Raw genomic sequence first — 17,013 nt, 5'->3', positions numbered from 1 at the left:
TTCGATGGACCGTGCCGACCGCCTCGCCGCCAAGCTCGCCGACCGCGGGCTCGACGGGCTGCTGGTGACCAACCTCGTCAACGTGCGCTGGCTGACCGGCTTCAGCGGGTCCAACGGGCTCGCGCTCGTGGGTCCGGCGGGGCAGCGGCTGTTCCTCACCGACTTCCGCTACCTGACGCAGTCGGCCGAGCAGCTCGACGACGGCTGGGCCAAGGAGATCGCGCCGGAGATCCTGGCGGCGTCCGCGGCGCGCGTCGGGCCGGCCGACGGCAAGGTCGTCAGGCTCGGCTTCGACGACGCGTCGATGTCGGTCAAGGACCACGCCTCGCTGACGTCCAAGCTCGTCGAGGGCGTCGAGCTCGTCGCGGCCGCCGGCGTCGTCGAGGACCTGCGCGCGATCAAGGACGCGGGCGAGCTGGACAAGATCCGCGCCGCCGCCCAGCTCGCCGACGCGGCGCTGACCGAGGTGCTCGGCCGCGGCCTGGCGGGGCGGACCGAGCGCGACGTCGCGCTCGACCTCGAGATGACGATGCGCAAGGCCGGGGCGGAGGCCGCGTCGTTCCCGCCGATCATCGCCTCCGGGCAGCACAGCGCGCTGCCGCACGCCGAGCCGCGCGCCGTCGAGATCCCGAAGGGCACGCTCGTCACGATCGACTGGGGCGCGCAGCTCGACGGCTACGCGAGCGACTGCACCCGCACCTACGCGACGGGCGAGCTGGACCCGCGCGACCGCGAGATCTACGACCTGGTCCTCGCGGCGCAGCTCGCGTCGCTGGCGGCCGTCAAGGCCGGCGCCGGCGGGCGCGAGGTCGACGCGGTGGCGCGCGACATCATCACCGCCGCCGGCCACGGCGAGCACTTCGGCCACGGCCTCGGCCACGGCGTCGGCGCCGAGGTCCACGAGGGCCCGCGGCTCTCGCAGCGCTCGGATTCGACGCTCGCCCCCGGGCAGGTCGTCACCGTCGAGCCGGGCGTGTACGTGCCCGGCGCGGTCGGCGTGCGGATCGAGGACCTGGCGATCGTCACCGACGGCGAGCCGGAGGTCCTGACGGGTCTCTCGAAGGACCTCCAGATCATCGGCTAGCTGTAAGTCCCGAGCAGGTTGTTCAGCCGTTGGATAGGTGTCTGGCGGTTGATGCCTGCGTGTCGTCGGCGATGGTTGTAGGTGAACAGCCAGCCGTCAAGGGCTGCGGCGCGGTCTGAGGAGTTGGTGTAGATCGCGCCGTAGGCCCAGCCGCCGAGCATCGTGCGGATGAAGCGCTCGGCTTTGCCGTTGGTCTGAGGCCGATAGGCCCTGGTCCGGAGGTGCTTTAGCCCGAGTGCCTTGCAGGCCAGGGCGTGGATGGTGGAGCGGTAGGCGCCGCCGTTGTCGGTCATGACCGACTCGACCGTCATGCCGTAGCTCTCAAAGAACGCCTTGGCGCGGCGCAAGAACCCGACCGCGGTCGCGGCCTTCTCGTCGGCCAAGACCTCGACATAGGCCAGCCTGGTGGCGTCGTCGATCGCGACGTGACAGAACTCCCAGCCGGCACTGAACTTCTTGCGGTGATAGCCGGCCTGGCGCTTGCCCGCGACCCCAGTGATCCGGTGCCCGGCGCGAACGATCCGTCCCAGCTTCTTGATGTCAATGTGGATCAGCTCGCCCGGTCGAGCCCGTTCGTAGCGCCGCGCGGGCTCTAAGCCCAGCCGGCCGAGCTTGCCCATGTCGATGGACTTCAGGATCCCCGAGACGGTCGAGAGCGCCATCCCGAGGGTCTCGGCGATCTCGGGCCCGGTCATCCGCAACCGGCGCAGCGCCGCGATGCACGCGATCCGTGTCTCGTCGGTCTTGTTGGCCACCATCTTGGGTGCCGAGGACCGATCGACCAGCCCGACCTCGCCCTCGGCTCGCCACCGCGCCAGCCATTTGCGAGCAGTCCGAACGCTGATTCCGGCCGCCTCTGCGGCATCACGAATATCCCAACCATCGGTCTCCAGACGGTCGATGAGCAACCGACGGCCGTTCGGACTGAGCCTGGCGTTAGCGTGCAACTTCATCCGGTGTCTCCTTGGGACTGGGGCCTCGACAACCACCAGCCTCCAAGGAGACCCGGATGAACAACGTCCTCAGGAACTACAGCTAGCGGCCGAGAACAAGGGTGTGGAGGATCGTCTTCCACTCCCTGCCGCACGCACCTTCGCGCTGATCGCGTTGTGTTGCTGGCTGGCGGTGTTCGAGCTCAACGAGCTCACCGGCGTCTTCCCGCTGACCGGCATCCTCTTCGGCCGTCCGAGCCACCTCGTCGTGGACTTCGGCGCCGGCCTGCTCTGCGCGCTCGCCGCATGGCGCCAGAGCGGTCCTGACCGCGTCGCGTGGCTGCTGGTCGCGGTCGGCATCATCTGCTGGGCCGCGGGCGACGTCTACTGGACGGCCGTGCTGTCCGACAAGGACGACATCCCGGTCCCGTCGGCCGCTGACTTCGGCTACCTCGCGTTCCCGCTGCTGGCCTTCGCCGGCCTGGCGCGCGTGCTCGGGGCGCGCATGCAGGGCGCGCCGAAGCGGCTGTGGGTCGACGGCGTCACCGCGTCGCTGGCCACGGCGGCGGTCGCCGCCGCGCTGGTGGTCCCGGGCATCGTCGACCTGATCGGCGGCGACTGGAAGTCGGTGGCGACCAACGCCGCCTACCCGCTCAGCGACCTGATCCTGCTCGGGCTGGTCGTCGGCGCGATGGCCGTGCGCGGCTGGCGCCTGGACTGGACGTGGGTGCTGGCCGGCGTCGGCATCGTGTCGTTCTGGGCGGCCGACTCGCACTACCTGATCGCCGTCGCCCAGGGCGGCGGCGGCTTCCCGGACCCGTGGGACGCCGGCTGGGACTTCGCGTTCCTGGCGCTGGCGTGCGCGGCGGCGGTGCCGGCGCGTGCCGCCGTGGCGGTCGCGGGCCGCGCCGGGCGGCGCGGGACGATCCTGCCGCTCGTCTTCGGCGCGATGGCGCTCGGCGTCCTGGTCTACGCCGGCCTGGGCACCGTGACGCCGGTCGCGGTCGTGCTGGCCGGGCTCGCGCTGTTCGCCGTCGGCGTCCGGTTGTTCATCGCCTTCCGCGAGAACGCCTCCATGTTGGCCGCGACCCGCCGCGAGGCCTTGACCGACGCGCTGACCGGCCTGGGCAACCGCCGCGCGCTGACGCAGGACCTGGAGCGGATGCTGGCCCGCGCGACCGAGGACGACCCCGTCGTCCTGGTGCTCTTCGACCTCGACGGCTTCAAGCACTACAACGACTGCTACGGCCATCCGGCCGGCGACGACCTGCTCGTGCGCCTCGGCGGCAACCTCGCGCGCCGCGTCGCCGGCCACGGCGAGGCCTACCGGATGGGCGGCGACGAGTTCTGCGCGCTGCTGCGCCCGCGGCTGGCCCGCGCGCGGCTGGTCGCCGCGCACGCCGCGACGGCGCTGCGCGAGCGCGGCGAGGGCTTCGACATCGGCTCGTCGCACGGCTTCGTGATCGCGCCCGTCGAGGTCGACGACCCGGCCGAGGCGCTGCGCCTGGCCGACCAGCGGATGTACGCCCAGAAGCACGGCGGCCGCCCGTCGGCCGGCTCGCAGTCGCGCGACGTGCTGTTGAGGGCCTTGGCCGAGCGCAACCCGGACCTCGGCGAGCACCTGTCGACGGTCGCCGACCTGGCGGTCGCGGTCGCGGTCAAGTTGGGGTTGTCGGCGTCGGAGGTCGAGCAGGTGCGGCACGCCGCCGACCTGCACGACGTCGGCAAGGTCGCGATCCCCGACGCGATCCTCGACAAGCCCGGCCCGCTGGACGACGAGGAGTGGGTCTTCATGCGGCGCCACACCGTCATCGGCGAGCGCATCGTCGCCGCCGCGCCCGCGCTGCGCGAGGTCGCCACGCTGGTCCGCGCGTCGCACGAGCGCCACGACGGCGGCGGCTACCCCGACGGGCTGGCCGGCCAGGCGATCCCGCTCGGCGCGCGCATCGTCGCGGTCTGCGACTCCTTCGACGCGATGGTCGCCGACCGGCCCTACCGCGCGGCGGTGCCGCGCGCCGTCGCGCTGGCCGAGCTGGAGCGCTGCGCCGGCGCGCAGTTCGACCCGGTCGTGGTCGCGGCCTTCCGCGCCGCGCTGGCCGAGCTGATGACGACCGACGCGCTGCCGCGGGCCGCGTAGCCTGCGGGCGCGTGGCGCACGACGATCCGGGACGCTCTTATTGGCTCAAGGCCGTCGGCCACGCCCGCGGCCCGCTGCCCGAGGCGTGGCTGGCCGACGAGCGCTGGCACACGCGGCTGACGCGGACCGGCTTCCCGCGGCGGCCGCGCATCGTCCCGGGCGACCGGCTCGTGTTGTACGCCTCGGTCTGGAAGCGCGTGTTCGGGATCGTCGAGGTGACGAGCGAGCCGCGGCCGTCGGGGCACGAGCGCTGGCCCTTCGAGGTCGCGCTGGAGGCGCTGCTGGTCGTCCCGCACCTGGAGAACGCGCCGCCGGTCGAGGCCGTCGGCGTCGCGCCGCGATCGATGAGCCAGCAGTCCCACATCCGCCTGACGCCACGGCAGTACGCCCTGGCCGCCGAGGCCATTGGCTCGATCGTCCGCGTCGACTAGGCTGGCGGCCCTCGTGGGCCCAGGGACGAAGCTCGCAGCGGGGCAGCTCCCGCGACCGCAGGTGGCCGCCAGGATGGGGCGGGCCCTCGACGACGGCTGCCTCGTCGTCGTCGCGCCGGCCGGCTACGGCAAGACGCTCGCCGTGCAGCAGGCGGTCGAGGCGCGCGGCGGACTGGTCGTCTGGCATCCGTGCCGCGACCACCACGCCGACGGTGGGCGCCTGATCGTCTCGATCCTGGAGGGCGTGCGCCGGGTCGTGCCGGGCGCGGCCGACGTCCTGCTCGACGAGCTCGGCGAGGCGGGGGAGGTCGTGAACCCGTCGATCGCCGCCAGCGCGCTCGTCGACGACCTCGGACGCCTGCTCGTCGAGCCGCTCGTCCTGGTCCTGGACGACGTCGAGCGGCTGGCCGACGCGCCGGGCGCGATGGCCGTGCTCGGCGCGCTGCTCGAAGGCGCCGGCGGGCCGCTGCGGCTCGTCGTCGCGTCCCGCCGCCGGCCGCCGCTGAAGCTCGCCAAGCTCACCGCCGCCGGGCGGGCGACCGAGCTGGGGGAAGCCGACCTCGTCTTCGCCTCCGACGAGTGCGCCGCGGTGATGGAGGCCCGGATGGGCCGGCCGCCGAGCGACGCCGAGGTCGAGGCGACGATGCAGCGCACGCTCGGCTGGCCGCTCGGCGTGGCGCTCGGCGCCGATCGCCAGGACAGCGCGTCGATCGAGCAGTTCCTCGTCGAGGAGATCCTGGACGCGCTCGACGCGCCGACGCGGCGCACGCTCCTGGACTCGTCGGTCGTCGACGAGCTGTGCCCGGGGATCCTCGGCGCGCTGGACGTCTCGCAGGCAGCGCTGGACGCCGCGGCGCGGCTGGGCCTCTCGATGCGCCCCGTCGCCGGGACGCCGCGCGCGACCGCCTGGCATCCCCTCGTGCGCGAGGCGCTGCTCAGCCGCTGGCGCACCGAGCGCTCGGACGTCGAGCGCGCCGCGCTCCTGGAGCGCGCGGCCGCGCAGCTGGCGATCGAGGGTCGCGCGGCCGAGGCGGTCGAGGCCTACCTCGACGCGGGCCGCGGCGGCGCGGCGCTGGCGCTCATGCTCGCCGACGCGCCGACGCTGGTGCGCGCCTCGCCCGACCTGCTGCGCGCGTGGCTCGCGCGGCTGGAGCCCGACATGCGCGCGACGCCGGGCGCGCGCATGCTCGACGGCCTGCTGCTCACCGCCGAAGGCCGCCTCGGCGACGCGGTCGACGTGCTCTTCGCGGCCGCCGAGGGCCTGATCGCCGCCGGGCTGCCGGACGCCGCCGACGTCGCGAGCGCCGCGCTGCTGGAGGCCGCGTACTGGTCCGGGCGCCTCGACGAGGTCGAGCGCGTCGGCGCGCGCTACGAGGACACGACGGTGCTCGGCGACCGGCCGGTGGGCCTGCTCGCCGCCGCGTGGACCGCGATCCTGCACGCCGCGCGCGGCGAGGCGGCCGCGTCCGAGGTGCTGCGCGCGGCGATCCTCGCGCTGCCCGGCAGCGAGGCCGGCGCGCAGGTCGCCCGGATCGCCGACGCCTACCTGTGGTTCCCGCAGGGCCGCCACGACGAGGTGCTGCAGCAGTTCCAGAGCGTCGAGCACGTGATGGACCGCCCGGAGCAGGTCCTCTACGTCCTGGCGATCTCCGCGTTCGCCCACGTGGACGTCGGGCGCGTCGAGGAGACGCTGGACTTCAACGAGCGCCTGACCGCCGAGGTCCGGCGCTCCGGCACGCATCCGTTCATCGGCACGCTCGGGCCGGTGCTGCGCAGCTGGACGCTGGCGCTCGGCGGCCGCCACCGCGAGGCCGACGAGATCGTCGCGCTGGTCGCCGGCTCGGGGGCGGCGCCGCCGGACACGTGGGCGATGGCGTGGGTGCCGGCGACCGTCGCGATGACCGCCGCCGCCCGCGGCGACGTCGAGACCGCGCGCGGCGCCGCCGAGTTCGCGATCTCGCTCACGCCGCGGATGCCGGTCATGTTCGGCGACTTCCTGATCTGCTCGCTCGCGCCGGCGCTGGCCGAGATCGGCGACCGCGAGCGCGCGCTGGCCGTCATCGAGGAGGGGCTGGCGCGCATCGCGTCGACCCTCGGGCGCGGCGCCGCGACCTACCACGTGGCGCGCCTGCTGGTCCAGCGCGCGTGGATCCGCGAGCAGGAGGGTGACGTCGCCGGCGCCCACGCCGACGTCGGCGGCGCGTTCGGCCTGGTCGAGGGTCCCGCCGCCGAGCATCTGGTGCGTGCCGAGTGGCCGCGGCTGCGGGCGCTGCTGTGGGAGCTGCTCGCCGCCGACGAGCTGCCCGCCGGCCCGATCGTCGGCTACGTCGAGCGCGCGTTCGGCGACGGCCCGGAGCTGCTGGCGCTCGCCGAGCACCCGACCGCGACGGTCCGGATCGCGGCCGCGCCCGCGATCGCCGGGTCCGGCCACCCCGACGCGCCCGCGGTCGCCAGGGCGCTGGCTGCCGACGCCGACCCGGCCGTCGCCGCCGCCGCGACCGCCGCGATCGCCGGCGTCCGGCGCCGCCCGCCGGCGCGCACGTTCACGCTGCTCGGCGGCTTCGGGCTGCGCCGCGGCGCCTGGGAGGTCGACGAGCGCACCTGGGGCCGCCCGACCGTCGTCCGGCTCGTGCGCTTCCTGCTCGTCCACCGCGGCGCGCCGGTCCCGGAGGAGCGGATCCTCGAGGCGCTGTGGCCCGACCGACCCGCCGACAAGGCGCGCAGCGCGTTGCAGGTCGCGGTGTCGCGCGCGCGGCAGGTCGTCGACCCGCCGGGCGTCGCGGCGTCCGCGATCCGGTCCGGCGACCGCGCCTACGTGCTGGAGCTCGACGAGCGCGACCTCGTCGACGCCGAGCGCTTCGCGGCGGTGGCGACCGACGCGCTGGCGACGATCGGCCCGGCGCGCCGCGGCGCGCTGGAGGCCGCGGTCGGGCTGTGGACCGGGATGCCGCTGCCCGAGGAGGAGTACGCCGACTGGGCCGCGGCCTGGCGCGAGGAGCTGACCGCGCTGCTGCACCGCGTGCTCGTCGCCCTCGCCGACGAGCACCGCGCCGCCGGCGACGAGCTCGCGGTCGCCGCCGTCGCCCGCCGGCTCGTCGCGCTCGACCCGCTCGACGAGGGCGCGCACCGCATGCTGATCTGCGCGCACGCCCGGACCGGCCGGCGCTCGCTCGCGCTGCGCCAGTACCTCGAGTGCCGCCGGCTGCTCGTCGAAGGCGCCGGCCTGGAGCCCGACGCCGACACGACGGGCCTCCAGCGACGCGTGCTCGCCGGCATGGCCGTTTAGTCAGATTTCCAGGGCTTTCGCGCGGGCTGGCCGGCGCGCGGCAAGCGACGGCGCCGGCCGTGAGGGGGCGCGGCAAGCGTCCGGCAAGCGCCGATCGGCACGCTTGCCGTCATGCCCGCTCCCTCCCCGACCTCGCCCGCGCCCTCCGTGGCCGAGCCCACCGTCGCGCTCCCCGGCGACGGCGAGCTGCGCTGGTACCGCGACCGCCTCGTCGACCTGCGCCTCACCGGCGCGCAGACCGGCGACCGCGTCTCGCTCGTCGAAGTCGCGATGCCCGCCGGGGCGATGACCCCGCTGCACCGCCAGCCCTACGACGACGAGACGCTGTACGTCCTCTCCGGCGCGCTCACCGTCCACCTCGACGGCGCCGAGCAGACCGTCGGCGCCGGCGGTGTCGTCTTCATCCCGCGCGAGCTCCCGCACGCGCTGCTGGCCATCGAGGCCACCAAGCTCATCATCTTCGGCATCCCCGCCGGCCAGGAGCGCTACTTCCGCGCGCTCTCCGTCCCCGCGCCGCAGCGCGAGCTGCCGCCGCCGCCCACCGCCGAGCCGCACCCGGCCGCCGCGATCGCGCTCCAGCAGACCGCGTTCCTCAACGGCGTCGAGATCCTCGGCGACCCACCGTTCGACGCTGTCGCTTGAGCCAGCGCTCGCCCCTGCGCGCCGCGTGACGCTCAGAATTGCGTCGTAACGGGCAGCACTCACCCATGGCGATTCTTGAGCTGGTCCGACCACGCCCCGACTGGATGGGCGCCCTCGGCGTCGCGCTGACGCGCCCGCCCGGCGTGCCCGAGCGCCGCAGCGGCGAGGATCCCTGGGACGCGGACGCGGAGGCGACGACCGCCGAGCGACCGCGCCGGATCTCCGACGACCTGGCGTGGTTCCGCCAGGCGCTCGACGCGCCCGCCGAGGCCGGCCTGCAGCCGCTGGCCGACACCGCCAGCGTGGCGGCCTGGGACTGCGGCGACCGCGAGCCGACCGATCGCCTCACGCGGCTCGACGACCGCGGGATCCTGGACGCCGCCGGCTTCCTGCTGCACGACCCCGACATGGCGCTGCTCTGACGGTTCCCGTCCGTAGGATGCGCCGATGTCCGTCACGCAGCCGCGTCTCGTCTTCCACGTCCTGCCACCGTCGCACCCGTGCGTGGCGGTCGAGGCCGCGCTCAAGCTGAAGGGGTTGGACTACGAGAAGGTCGAGCTGCAGGCCGGGCCGCATCCCGACCAGATGGAGGAGCTCTACGGCGCCGGGCGCCGCACGGTGCCCGGGATGCTCGTCGACGACGAGCCGGTCCACGGCTCCAACGCGATCCTCGAGCGCCTGGAGCAGCTCGCGCCCGAGCCGTCGCTGTACCCGGCCGAGCGGGCCGAGGCGATCCGCGCCGCGGCGCGGTGGGGCGACGACGAGCTGCAGGACCTCGGCCGCCGGCTGCCTTGGGGCGCGCTCCACTTCCGCCCCGAGGCGATGGGCACCTTCGCGGGCGGCGACCCGCTCGACCCGCCCGGCACGGACTTCGCCATGCGCTACGTCCGCGGCTCGTGGAAGTACCACAACATCACCGCCGTGCGCCTCGCCGAGGACCTCGCCGGCCTCCCGGCCAAGCTCGACCAGGTTGATGCCTATGTGTCGGACGGCATCGTCGCGGGGGACGCGCCCAACGCGGCGGACCTCCAGATCGGCGCGACGCTCAGCGTCCTGCTGACGGTCGGCGACGTGCGCCGGCTGATCGAGTCGCGGCCCGCCGGGCAGGTCGCGCGCAAGTGGTTCGACGACCGTCCGGGCCTCGTCCCGGCGGGCGCGTTCCCGGCGGGCTGGGTCCCGACCCTCTAGCGCCCTGATTCATTGATTCGACGGCAGTCCCCGTACGCTGCGGCCGAATCAACGAATCAGGACGCTAGGACGTCGAGGGCGGGCCGAGCAGCGCGGCCAGCACGACCCGGAGGCGGTCGGCGTCGCCGCGCAGGCCGGCCGCGGCGTCGTTGTACAGGAACGCCTCGACGAGCCGGACGATGGCGTAGGACAACGTCGGCGGGTCGACGCTGGGGTGGAAGCGCCCCGCCGCCGCCTCGTCCTCGAGCAGCGCCTGGGTCCGGGCGACCCACGCCGGCTGCACGATCCCGCCGCTGGAGGTCAGGATCCGCAGCGCCGCCTCGCGCTCGGTCTCCAGGAAGCGGCGCAGCCCCTCCTCGGCGGCCAGCCGGCGCACCACGCCGTCGAAGGCGGCGACGAGCCCGTCGGTCGCGGCCCGCTCGCGCGCCTCGGCGAACACCGGCTCGGACGCGCGCACGATCGCCTCGCCGATCAGCCCCTCGCGCGTGCCGAACCAACGGTGCGCGGTCGCGCGCGCCACGCCGGTGTCCGCGACGACGGCCGCGACGTCGATGCGCTCGCCGCGCCCGAACCGCCGCGCGGCGGCCAGGACCACGTCCTCGCGCGTCGCCGCGGCGGTGCGGCTCACGTGATGGTCAGGCCACCGTCGACGGGCAGCGTCTGGCCGGTGATGTACCCGGCGCCGGGCGAGGCGAGGAAGACGACGGCCGCCGCCAGCTCGCGCGGGTCGCCGGTCCGGCCCGCCAGGATCCGGTACTCCATCATCTTGAGGTAGTCGTCCGGGTACTGCTCGGTCATCTCGCTGGCGAAGAAGCCGGGCGCGAGCGCGTTGACGCGGATCCCCTTGCGGCCCGTCCACTGCTGCGCGAGGTCGCGCGTGAGCCCGATCAGGCCGGCCTTGGACGCCGCGTAGGCGGCCTGCGGCAGCCCGGCGGTCGTGATGCCGAGCACCGACGAGATGTTGATGATGCTGCTGCCCGGCTGCATGATCCGGCCCGCGGCCTGCGCCATCCAATAGCAGCCGTTCAAGTTGATGTCGATGACCTGGCGGAACTGCTCGGGCGTCTCGCGCGTCGCCGGGACCGCGGTCCCGACGCCGGCGTTGTTGACCAGGATGTCGACGCGGCCGAACGCGGCCATCGCGGCCTCGACCAGGCCGGTGCAGTCCTCGGGCCGGGTGACGTCGGTCGCGACGGCGATCGCGCGGCGCCCGGCGGCCTCGACGAGCCCCTTGGTGTCTTCGAGGCGGTCGACGCGGCGCGCGCCGAGCGCGACGTCGGCGCCGGCCTCGGCCAGCGCCTGCGCGAAGGCGACGCCGAGGCCGGACGACGCGCCGGTCACGACGGCGACCTTGCCGTCGAGGCGGAAGGCGTCCAGGACGGGGGACAGGACGGGCTCAGCGGACATGGGGCTCCTCGGGCTCGGGGCGGGCAGCGCCGAGCATACGCCACGATTGAGACAGTCGACGGCGACTGTCTCGTTGGAAGACGTCAGCGCGCCGCGCGGATCAGCGTCGGGATCTTGGTCACCAGCTTCGGGATGTCGTGGCGCGACCGGGCGATCGCCCGATCGACGCTCGCCCCGACGTCCGGGCCGTGCAGCGGGGCGCCGTGCCCGACGAGCAGGTGCTCGGCGCCCAGCCCCTTCACCATGCCCGGCGGCAGCAGCCGCCGCAGCGGGTGGATGCCGACCGGCCCGTCGCCGACCGCGAACGCCGCGTTGGTCCCCAGCGCCTCGGCGACGACCAGCGCGCGCCGCTGCGGCCACCACAGCGCGGCCTCCTTCCACAGCGGGTTCCAGACCACGCGCCGGACCTCGAACGGGAAGCCGTCCCCGCCGGTCAGCACGTCCGGGACCGTGTAGTGGCGCACCCCGAGCTCGCCGGCGAGGGCCGCGCAGTCGCGGTTGTGGCGGTCCAGGAGCTGGAGCACCCCGGCGGTCGCGCCCAGCGCCGCGGCCGCCGCCAGCGCCTCGTCCTCGCGCACGGGGTCGACGAGCCAGACGCGCCCGTCGTCGGCGACCAGCGCGTGGGAGCCGCGCTCCATCGCGTCGTCCATCACCCAGGTCAGGCCGAGCTCGTGCCGGTGGATCTTCGCCATGATCAGGCGACCGTACCCGGCGCGCGAAAGCGCCAGGTTTCGGGCACCCGAATTAGGGAACCCGACATCTTCGCTTAGGGACGCCTAAGATGCGCGCATGCTTCCGACGTTCGTGATCGGCCTGCGCGAAGGCGTAGAGGCCGCGCTCATCGTCTCGATCATCGCCACGTTCCTCCGCCAGGAGGGCCGGACCGACGCGCTGCGCTGGGTCTGGGCCGGCGTCGTGGCCGCCGCCACGATCTGCCTCGCGGTCGGGATCCTGCTCGAGGTCGTCAACCAGGAGCTCCCGCAGAAGCAGCAGGAGGGCCTGGAGACGGTCGTCGGCGCGGTCGCCGTGGGCATCGTCACGTTCATGTTGGTGTGGATGCGCCGCAACGCGGCGGGGCTCAGCGCCGAGCTGCGCGCCAACACGGCGTCCGCGCTCAAGCAGGGCTCGGTCGGCGCGCTCATCGGCATGGCGTTCTTCGCGGTCTTCCGCGAGGGCCTGGAGACCGCGGTCTTCCTCGTCGCCGTCTTTCAGAACAGCGACAACGCGGGCACCGCCGGCATCGGCGCGATCCTCGGCATCCTCACCGCGGTCGTCATCGGCTTCGCGATCTACCGCGGCGGCGTCAAGCTCAACTACGCCCGCTTCTTCCGGCTGACCGGCCTCGTGCTCGCGCTCGTCGCGGCCGGCCTGGTCGCCAGCACGCTGCACACGGCCCACGAGGCCGGCTGGATCAACTTCGGCCAGGACCAGGCCGTCGACCTGACGTGGCTCGTCGTCCCCGGCACGTGGACCGCCGCATTGCTCACGGGCATGCTCGGCCTGCAGCCGCAGCCGACCACCATCGAGGTCATCGGCTACCTCGCGTACGCCATCCCTGCCATCACGTACATCTTGATTCCGGCGCGCAAGAAGCCCGCCAAGGAGCACCGCATGAAGAGCACCGCCGTCGCGACGGTCGTCGTCACCGCCGCCGCCCTTTTCCTCGCCGCCTGCGGGTCGTCGGACGACTCCAGCAGCGCGCCCGGCACCAAGCAGGTCGCGGTCAAGCTGACCGACGCCGGCTGCGAGCCCGCGACGATGAAGCTCAACGCGGGGCCGACCGAGTTCAAGGTCACCAACGGCGGGACCGGGCGCGTCAGCGAGTTCGAGGTGCTCAGCGGCTCGCGCATCCTGGGCGAGAAGGAGAACCTGGTCGCCGGCCTGTCCGGGTCGTTCACGGTCAACCTGAAGCCGGGCGAGTACTCCATGTCGTGCCCGGGCGGGAAGACCGCGGCGACCGGCGCGCTGACGGTCGGCGGCAAGGCCGTGGCCGACACCGGCGCGGGCGACCCGCTGCTGAAGTCCGCGACCGCGTCCTACGCGTCCTACGTCACCAACCAGTCCAAGATCCTGGTGCAGCGCACCCAGAAGTTCGTCGAAGCCGTCAAGGCCGGCGACGTCGAGGAGGCCAAGGCCCAGTTCGCCGCCGCCCGTGCGCCGTACGAGACGATCGAGCCGGTCGCCGAGTCCTTCGGCACGCTGGACCCCGAGATCGACGCGCGCGTCAACGACGTCGCGAAGGGCACGCCGTGGACGGGCTTCCACAAGATCGAGCAGGGGCTGTGGGTCAAGAGCTCCACGAAGGGCCTGACCCCGATCGCCGACAAGCTGCTGGCCGACGTCAAGCAGCTCCAGACCAAGACCACCGGGCTGACCTACCAGCCCGAGGAGCTGGCCAACGGCGCCAACGGCCTGCTCGACGAGGTCTCGGCCTCCAAGATCACGGGTGAGGAGGATCGGTATTCGCACACCGACCTCTCCGACTTCCAGGCCAACGTCGAGGGCTCGGAGACCGCGTTCGGGCTGCTCGCGCCGGCGCTGCGCAAGAGCGACCCGGAGCTGGCGACGACGATCGCTGCGCGCTTCGACGCCGTCAACGCGCGGCTGGCCCAGCTCAAGGAGGGCGACAGCTACCCGACCTACGAGAAGGTCACGCCGGCCGAGCGCAAGCGCCTGAGCCAGCTGGTCGACGCGCTGGCCGAGCCGCTGTCGAAGGTCGCGTCCCAGCTCTCGACGTAGGCCGGGCGCCGGCTCAGCCCGAGCCGGCCAGCCCCACCGTGGAGACGACCGTCGCGATCGCGAAGACCGCGACGGTCGTGCGCCGCAGGCGGTCCGGCGTCAGCCAGCTCCAGCCGCGGGTCTGCAGCCACGAGCGGACGCCGCTCGCGCCCGCCATGGCGGTCATCGCACACCCTGCGCACATGGCCGCGATGCTAGCGCGGCGATACCCTTTACGGGAATGGTTCCCATCGGCAGCCAACACGATCACCATCATGGGTGCGCCGACGGCGCGTGCTGGGCGGAGCGCGCCACCGACGCGCTGGCCGAGGCCGGCTACCGGCGTGGCGGCGCGCGGGCGTCGCTGATCGCGCTGCTCGACGACCAGCGCTGCGCGCTGTCGGCGGCCGAGATCGAGGAGACGCTGGGCACCGCCGGCGACGGGGCGCGGCCGGTCGCGCGGGCGTCGATCTACCGCATCCTCGAAGAGCTCGAGGCGCTGAAGCTCATCACCCGCGTCGAGGTCGGCCAGGGGCTGGCGCGCTTCGAGGCGCACCGGTCAGAAGGCCATCACCATCACATGGTGTGCGACGCGTGCGGCATCGTGATCCCGTTCGAGGATCCCGAGCTGGAGGACTCGATCCAGCGGCTGGCGCGGAAGGTCACGTTCACGGTTGCGGAGCACGACGTGGTGCTCCATGGCTCGTGCGCGGAATGCTCCGCGTGAGCAGCGCCAGGGCGTAGACGCCGCAGATGACGGCCGCGATCGACGCGCCGGCCGCGGTGCGCGCGTAGTAGGACAGGTAGAGGCCGCCGAAGCCGGCGACGACGGCGGTCGCCGCCGCCACCACCATCATGGTGGACATGCGGTGCGTGACCGCGCGGGCGCAGGCGGCGGGGCCGACGAGGACCGCGACCACGAGCAGGTTGCCGAGGCCCTGGACGGCCACGAGCAGCGCGGCGGCGACGAGCAGCAGCAGGGCGACGTCGATGGTGGTGGGGTTGACCCCGAGCGCGCGGGCGTTGAGGCGGTCGAAGCCGACGAGCAGGAGGCGGCCGTGGAGCGCGCCGAGGGCGATCAGCACGGCGGCCGCGAGCGCCGCGGCGAGCGCGAGGTCGGTGTCGGACACGCCGAGGACGTCGCCGAAGAGCAGCTCGCCGAGGCCGGCGGGCGTGTCGGGGGAGAGCGCGAGCAGCGCGCCGAGCCCGAGCAGCGCGGTGACCACGACTGCGACCGCGGTGTCCCGGCCGACCGCGGGGGTCCGGGCGGCGGCCGCGATCGCCAGCGCGGCGACGACGAGGCCGGCGGCGCCGCCGAGGATCAGCGGGATGCCGGTCAGCGCGGCGAGCACGAGGCCGGGCAGGAGCGCGTGCGCGAGCGACTCGGTGGAGTACGACAGGTTGTAGAAGATGATCCAGCACCCGAGCGCGCCGCCGGTGAGGCCGAGCAGCAGGACCTCGATCAGCGCGCGGCGGTCGATGCCCTGCTGCCAGGGCTCGACCAGGCTGTGCCAGATGGTCGCGATCACGCGTGGTCGTGGTGGTGGGCGGGCAGCACGCAGCGCTCGCCGGGGAGGTCGACGATCTCGGCGCCGTAGGTCAGCTCGAGGGTCTCGCGGGTCAGCGTCTCGGCCGGCTCGCCGAACGCGATCTGGCGGCGGTTGAGGCAGAGGACGCGCTCCCAGCGGCGGGCCTGGTCCACGTCGTGGGTGGCGATCAGGAGCGCGCGACCTTGTTGTACGAGTCGGTCGAGGAGGTCGTCCAGGAGGGCGACGCTGGGCGTGTCGAGGCCGACGTAGGGCTCGTCGAGCAGGAGGACCGGGGCGTCCTGGACGAGCGCGCGGGCGACGAGGACGCGCTGGCGCTGACCGCCGCTGAGGTCGCCGAAGGTGCGGTCGGCGCGGTCGGCGAGGCCGACGTCCGCGAGGGCCTGGCGCGCGCGGCGGCGGTCGGCCTTGGTCGGGCGCTTCCACCACGGGAGGGTCGAGAGCGTGCCCATCAGCGCGACGTCGAGGGCGGACACGGGGAAGTCCAGGCGTGAGCGCTCGGTCTGGGGGACCACGCCGACGCGCGGCGGGCGGACGAGGCTGCCGGCGCTGGGGCGCAGCTCGCCGAGGAGGGTGCGGAAGAGCGTGGTCTTGCCGCCGCCGTTGGGCCCGAGGACGGCGATGCGCTGGCCGGCCTGGGCGGTGAAGGTGACGTCCTGCAGGACGGGCGGGCCGCCGTAGCCGGCGGCGAGGTGATCGGCGCTGAGGATCACGCGGTCGCTTCGGCGGTGGTGCGCGCGGTGCGCGCGGTGACGGCTGCGCGCCCGAGAGCGGTGATCGCGAACACGACGCCGCCGACGACCGCGATCGTCGCGCCTGGGGGCGCGTTGGTCTCGACGGACAGGTAGAGGCCGAAGACGCCCTCGGCGACCACCAGCGCGACGGTCGTCAGCTGCCAGGTGCGGAGGCGGTCGACGAGCAGGCGGGTCGTGGCGGCCGGGACGACGAGGAGCGCCGTGGCGAGCAGCGCGCCGATGGCGTCGAGCGCCGCGACGGCCGAGGCCGCGACGAGGGCGAGGAGCAGGAGGTCCGGCAGCGGCGAGCGCGCGCCGAGCGCCTTCGCGCTCTCGCGGTCGAAGCCGTGGGCCAGCCACCGCCGGCCGAGCACCGCGCCGATCGCCAGGGCCGCGACGCCGACCACGGCGGCGACGATCTGGTCGGTGGAGTCGATCAGCAGCAGGCTCCCGAAGAGCAGGCGCTCGACGCTGCCTTGGGAGTGGAAGACGTCGGACGCCAGGATGACGCCGGCCGCGAGCGCGCCGACCAGGACCAGCGCGGTCGCGGTGTCGTACTCCGCCCGGCCGCGATTGGCGAGCGCGGTGACGCCGATCGCGACGATGCCCGCCGTGGCCAGCGCGCCGAGCAGCGGCGAGAAGCCGAGCCCATCGGCGAGCACCAGCCCCGGGAACGCGGCCGTGCCGACCGCATGCGCGTAGAAGCTCAGCCCCCGCAACACGATCCACGTGCCGAGGATCCCCGAACCGACCGCGAGGAGAACGATCTCCACGACGGCGCGCTGGACGAACGGCAGGTCGAATGGGGCGGGCACTGGGCGGCCAGTATAAGCGAGAACCGATCTCATCTTCCCCGGCGAGCGGGCCACCGACGCTCGGCCGCCCGGTGCTGCTGCCGCCGCTGCGC

The 17,013-nt window shown here is 74.1% G+C and carries 17 protein-coding genes; 9 read left to right on the top strand and 8 right to left on the bottom strand.

All coding sequences use genetic code 11. The features are described 5' to 3' along the window. Positions 1-4 precede the first annotated feature (4 nt). Positions 5-1,084: a M24 family metallopeptidase gene (locus DSM104299_RS16290; RefSeq protein ID WP_272472692.1), complete on the top strand. Its 1,080-nt coding sequence runs from the start codon at positions 5-7 to the stop codon at positions 1,082-1,084. Here DSM104299_RS16290 and DSM104299_RS16285 read toward each other — a convergent pair. Next, positions 1,081-2,037: an IS481 family transposase gene (locus tag DSM104299_RS16285; RefSeq protein ID WP_272472691.1), complete on the bottom strand. Its 957-nt coding sequence runs from the start codon at positions 2,035-2,037 to the stop codon at positions 1,081-1,083. The genes DSM104299_RS16290 and DSM104299_RS16285 overlap by 4 nt on opposite strands. A gap of 172 nt (positions 2,038-2,209) precedes the next feature. Here DSM104299_RS16285 and DSM104299_RS16280 point away from each other — a divergent pair, with 172 nt between their 5' ends. The 6 genes from DSM104299_RS16280 to DSM104299_RS16255 all read left to right on the top strand — a co-directional run bounded on the left by DSM104299_RS16280 (position 2,210) and on the right by DSM104299_RS16255 (position 9,700). Beyond that, entirely contained in the window at positions 2,210-4,153 is a 1,944-nt protein-coding gene (locus tag DSM104299_RS16280; protein WP_272472690.1) for an HD domain-containing phosphohydrolase, read from the top strand. Positions 4,154-4,164: 11 nt separating this feature from the next. Continuing rightward, complete coding sequence (locus DSM104299_RS16275) at positions 4,165-4,584, top strand: hypothetical protein (protein ID WP_272472689.1); 420 nt, start codon at positions 4,165-4,167, stop codon at positions 4,582-4,584. A 73-nt stretch (positions 4,585-4,657) separates the two neighbouring features. Continuing rightward, positions 4,658-7,870 (top strand): AfsR/SARP family transcriptional regulator, encoded by a 3,213-nt coding sequence (locus DSM104299_RS16270; protein ID WP_272472688.1) that lies wholly within the window; start codon positions 4,658-4,660, stop codon positions 7,868-7,870. 111 nt (positions 7,871-7,981) lie between these two features. Beyond that, positions 7,982-8,512, top strand: coding sequence for a cupin domain-containing protein (locus tag DSM104299_RS16265; protein ID WP_272472687.1), 531 nt, complete (start codon positions 7,982-7,984; stop codon positions 8,510-8,512). Between the two features lie 65 nt (positions 8,513-8,577). Further along, positions 8,578-8,934, top strand: a complete 357-nt coding sequence (locus DSM104299_RS16260; protein ID WP_272472686.1) for a hypothetical protein — start codon at positions 8,578-8,580, stop codon at positions 8,932-8,934. A gap of 25 nt (positions 8,935-8,959) precedes the next feature. Further along, the gene (locus DSM104299_RS16255; RefSeq protein ID WP_272472685.1) at positions 8,960-9,700 is read left to right on the top strand and encodes a glutathione S-transferase N-terminal domain-containing protein; all 741 of its coding nucleotides are present in this window, start codon (positions 8,960-8,962) and stop codon (positions 9,698-9,700) included. A 64-nt stretch (positions 9,701-9,764) separates the two neighbouring features. Here DSM104299_RS16255 and DSM104299_RS16250 read toward each other — a convergent pair whose 3' ends face one another. From DSM104299_RS16250 to DSM104299_RS16240, 3 genes are all read right to left on the bottom strand, one after another. Beyond that, positions 9,765-10,328, bottom strand: a complete 564-nt coding sequence (locus DSM104299_RS16250; RefSeq protein ID WP_272472684.1) for a QsdR family transcriptional regulator — start codon at positions 10,326-10,328, stop codon at positions 9,765-9,767. Next, complete coding sequence (locus DSM104299_RS16245) at positions 10,325-11,107, bottom strand: SDR family NAD(P)-dependent oxidoreductase (RefSeq protein ID WP_272472683.1); 783 nt, start codon at positions 11,105-11,107, stop codon at positions 10,325-10,327. Before DSM104299_RS16245 ends, DSM104299_RS16250 begins: the two co-directional genes overlap by 4 nt. Positions 11,108-11,190: 83 nt before the next feature. Then, positions 11,191-11,799, bottom strand: a complete 609-nt coding sequence (locus tag DSM104299_RS16240; RefSeq protein ID WP_272472682.1) for a hypothetical protein — start codon at positions 11,797-11,799, stop codon at positions 11,191-11,193. Between the two features lie 97 nt (positions 11,800-11,896). Here DSM104299_RS16240 and efeO point away from each other — a divergent pair, with 97 nt between their 5' ends. Then, entirely contained in the window at positions 11,897-13,846 is a 1,950-nt protein-coding gene (gene efeO, locus DSM104299_RS16235) for an iron uptake system protein EfeO (protein WP_272472681.1), read from the top strand. 13 nt (positions 13,847-13,859) lie between these two features. Here the strand turns inward: efeO and DSM104299_RS16230 are convergent, their stop codons facing one another. After that, a complete protein-coding gene (locus DSM104299_RS16230; RefSeq protein ID WP_272472680.1) occupies positions 13,860-14,012 on the bottom strand; it encodes a hypothetical protein in 153 nt (50 codons plus the stop codon). A gap of 54 nt (positions 14,013-14,066) precedes the next feature. On the opposite strand from DSM104299_RS16230, the gene DSM104299_RS16225 reads away from it, so the two are divergent. Continuing rightward, positions 14,067-14,552 (top strand): Fur family transcriptional regulator, encoded by a 486-nt coding sequence (locus tag DSM104299_RS16225; RefSeq protein WP_272472679.1) that lies wholly within the window; start codon positions 14,067-14,069, stop codon positions 14,550-14,552. Here DSM104299_RS16225 and DSM104299_RS16220 read toward each other — a convergent pair. Genes DSM104299_RS16220 through DSM104299_RS16210 form a run of 3 tightly spaced genes read right to left on the bottom strand, consistent with a single transcriptional unit; the run spans position 14,494 to position 16,921 of the window. After that, positions 14,494-15,354: a metal ABC transporter permease gene (locus DSM104299_RS16220; protein WP_272472678.1), complete on the bottom strand. Its 861-nt coding sequence runs from the start codon at positions 15,352-15,354 to the stop codon at positions 14,494-14,496. The two genes, DSM104299_RS16225 and DSM104299_RS16220, sit on opposite strands and share 59 nt — an antisense overlap. Beyond that, positions 15,351-16,085 carry a metal ABC transporter ATP-binding protein gene (locus DSM104299_RS16215; protein ID WP_272472677.1) on the bottom strand — a complete coding sequence of 245 codons (735 nt, stop codon included), beginning with the start codon at positions 16,083-16,085 and terminating at the stop codon, positions 15,351-15,353. Before DSM104299_RS16215 ends, DSM104299_RS16220 begins: the two co-directional genes overlap by 4 nt. Beyond that, a complete protein-coding gene (locus DSM104299_RS16210; protein WP_272472676.1) occupies positions 16,082-16,921 on the bottom strand; it encodes a metal ABC transporter permease in 840 nt (279 codons plus the stop codon). Before DSM104299_RS16210 ends, DSM104299_RS16215 begins: the two co-directional genes overlap by 4 nt. Between the last annotated feature and the right edge of the window lie 92 nt (positions 16,922-17,013).

It is taken from the genome of Baekduia alba (genome assembly GCF_028416635.1).
Classification (GTDB): domain Bacteria; phylum Actinomycetota; class Thermoleophilia; order Solirubrobacterales; family Solirubrobacteraceae; genus Baekduia; species Baekduia alba.
The sequence above is the reverse complement of the archived record's forward strand: the minus strand, read 5'-3'. Positions and strand labels throughout refer to the sequence as shown.

What these genes read in the sequence shown, in the direction of transcription:
- DSM104299_RS16290 (WP_272472692.1), top strand. Translation starts at nt 5, where the DNA reads ATGGACCGTGCCGACCGCCTCGCCGCCAAGCTCGCCGACCGCGGGCTC.
- DSM104299_RS16285 (WP_272472691.1), bottom strand. Translation starts at nt 2,037, where the DNA reads ATGAAGTTGCACGCTAACGCCAGGCTCAGTCCGAACGGCCGTCGGTTG.
- DSM104299_RS16270 (WP_272472688.1), top strand. Translation starts at nt 4,658, where the DNA reads ATGGGGCGGGCCCTCGACGACGGCTGCCTCGTCGTCGTCGCGCCGGCC.
- DSM104299_RS16265 (WP_272472687.1), top strand. Translation starts at nt 7,982, where the DNA reads ATGCCCGCTCCCTCCCCGACCTCGCCCGCGCCCTCCGTGGCCGAGCCC.
- DSM104299_RS16260 (WP_272472686.1), top strand. Translation starts at nt 8,578, where the DNA reads ATGGCGATTCTTGAGCTGGTCCGACCACGCCCCGACTGGATGGGCGCC.
- DSM104299_RS16255 (WP_272472685.1), top strand. Translation starts at nt 8,960, where the DNA reads ATGTCCGTCACGCAGCCGCGTCTCGTCTTCCACGTCCTGCCACCGTCG.
- DSM104299_RS16245 (WP_272472683.1), bottom strand. Translation starts at nt 11,107, where the DNA reads ATGTCCGCTGAGCCCGTCCTGTCCCCCGTCCTGGACGCCTTCCGCCTC.
- DSM104299_RS16240 (WP_272472682.1), bottom strand. Translation starts at nt 11,799, where the DNA reads ATGGCGAAGATCCACCGGCACGAGCTCGGCCTGACCTGGGTGATGGAC.
- efeO (WP_272472681.1), top strand. Translation starts at nt 11,897, where the DNA reads ATGCTTCCGACGTTCGTGATCGGCCTGCGCGAAGGCGTAGAGGCCGCG.
- DSM104299_RS16230 (WP_272472680.1), bottom strand. Translation starts at nt 14,012, where the DNA reads ATGACCGCCATGGCGGGCGCGAGCGGCGTCCGCTCGTGGCTGCAGACC.
- DSM104299_RS16225 (WP_272472679.1), top strand. Translation starts at nt 14,067, where the DNA reads ATGGTTCCCATCGGCAGCCAACACGATCACCATCATGGGTGCGCCGAC.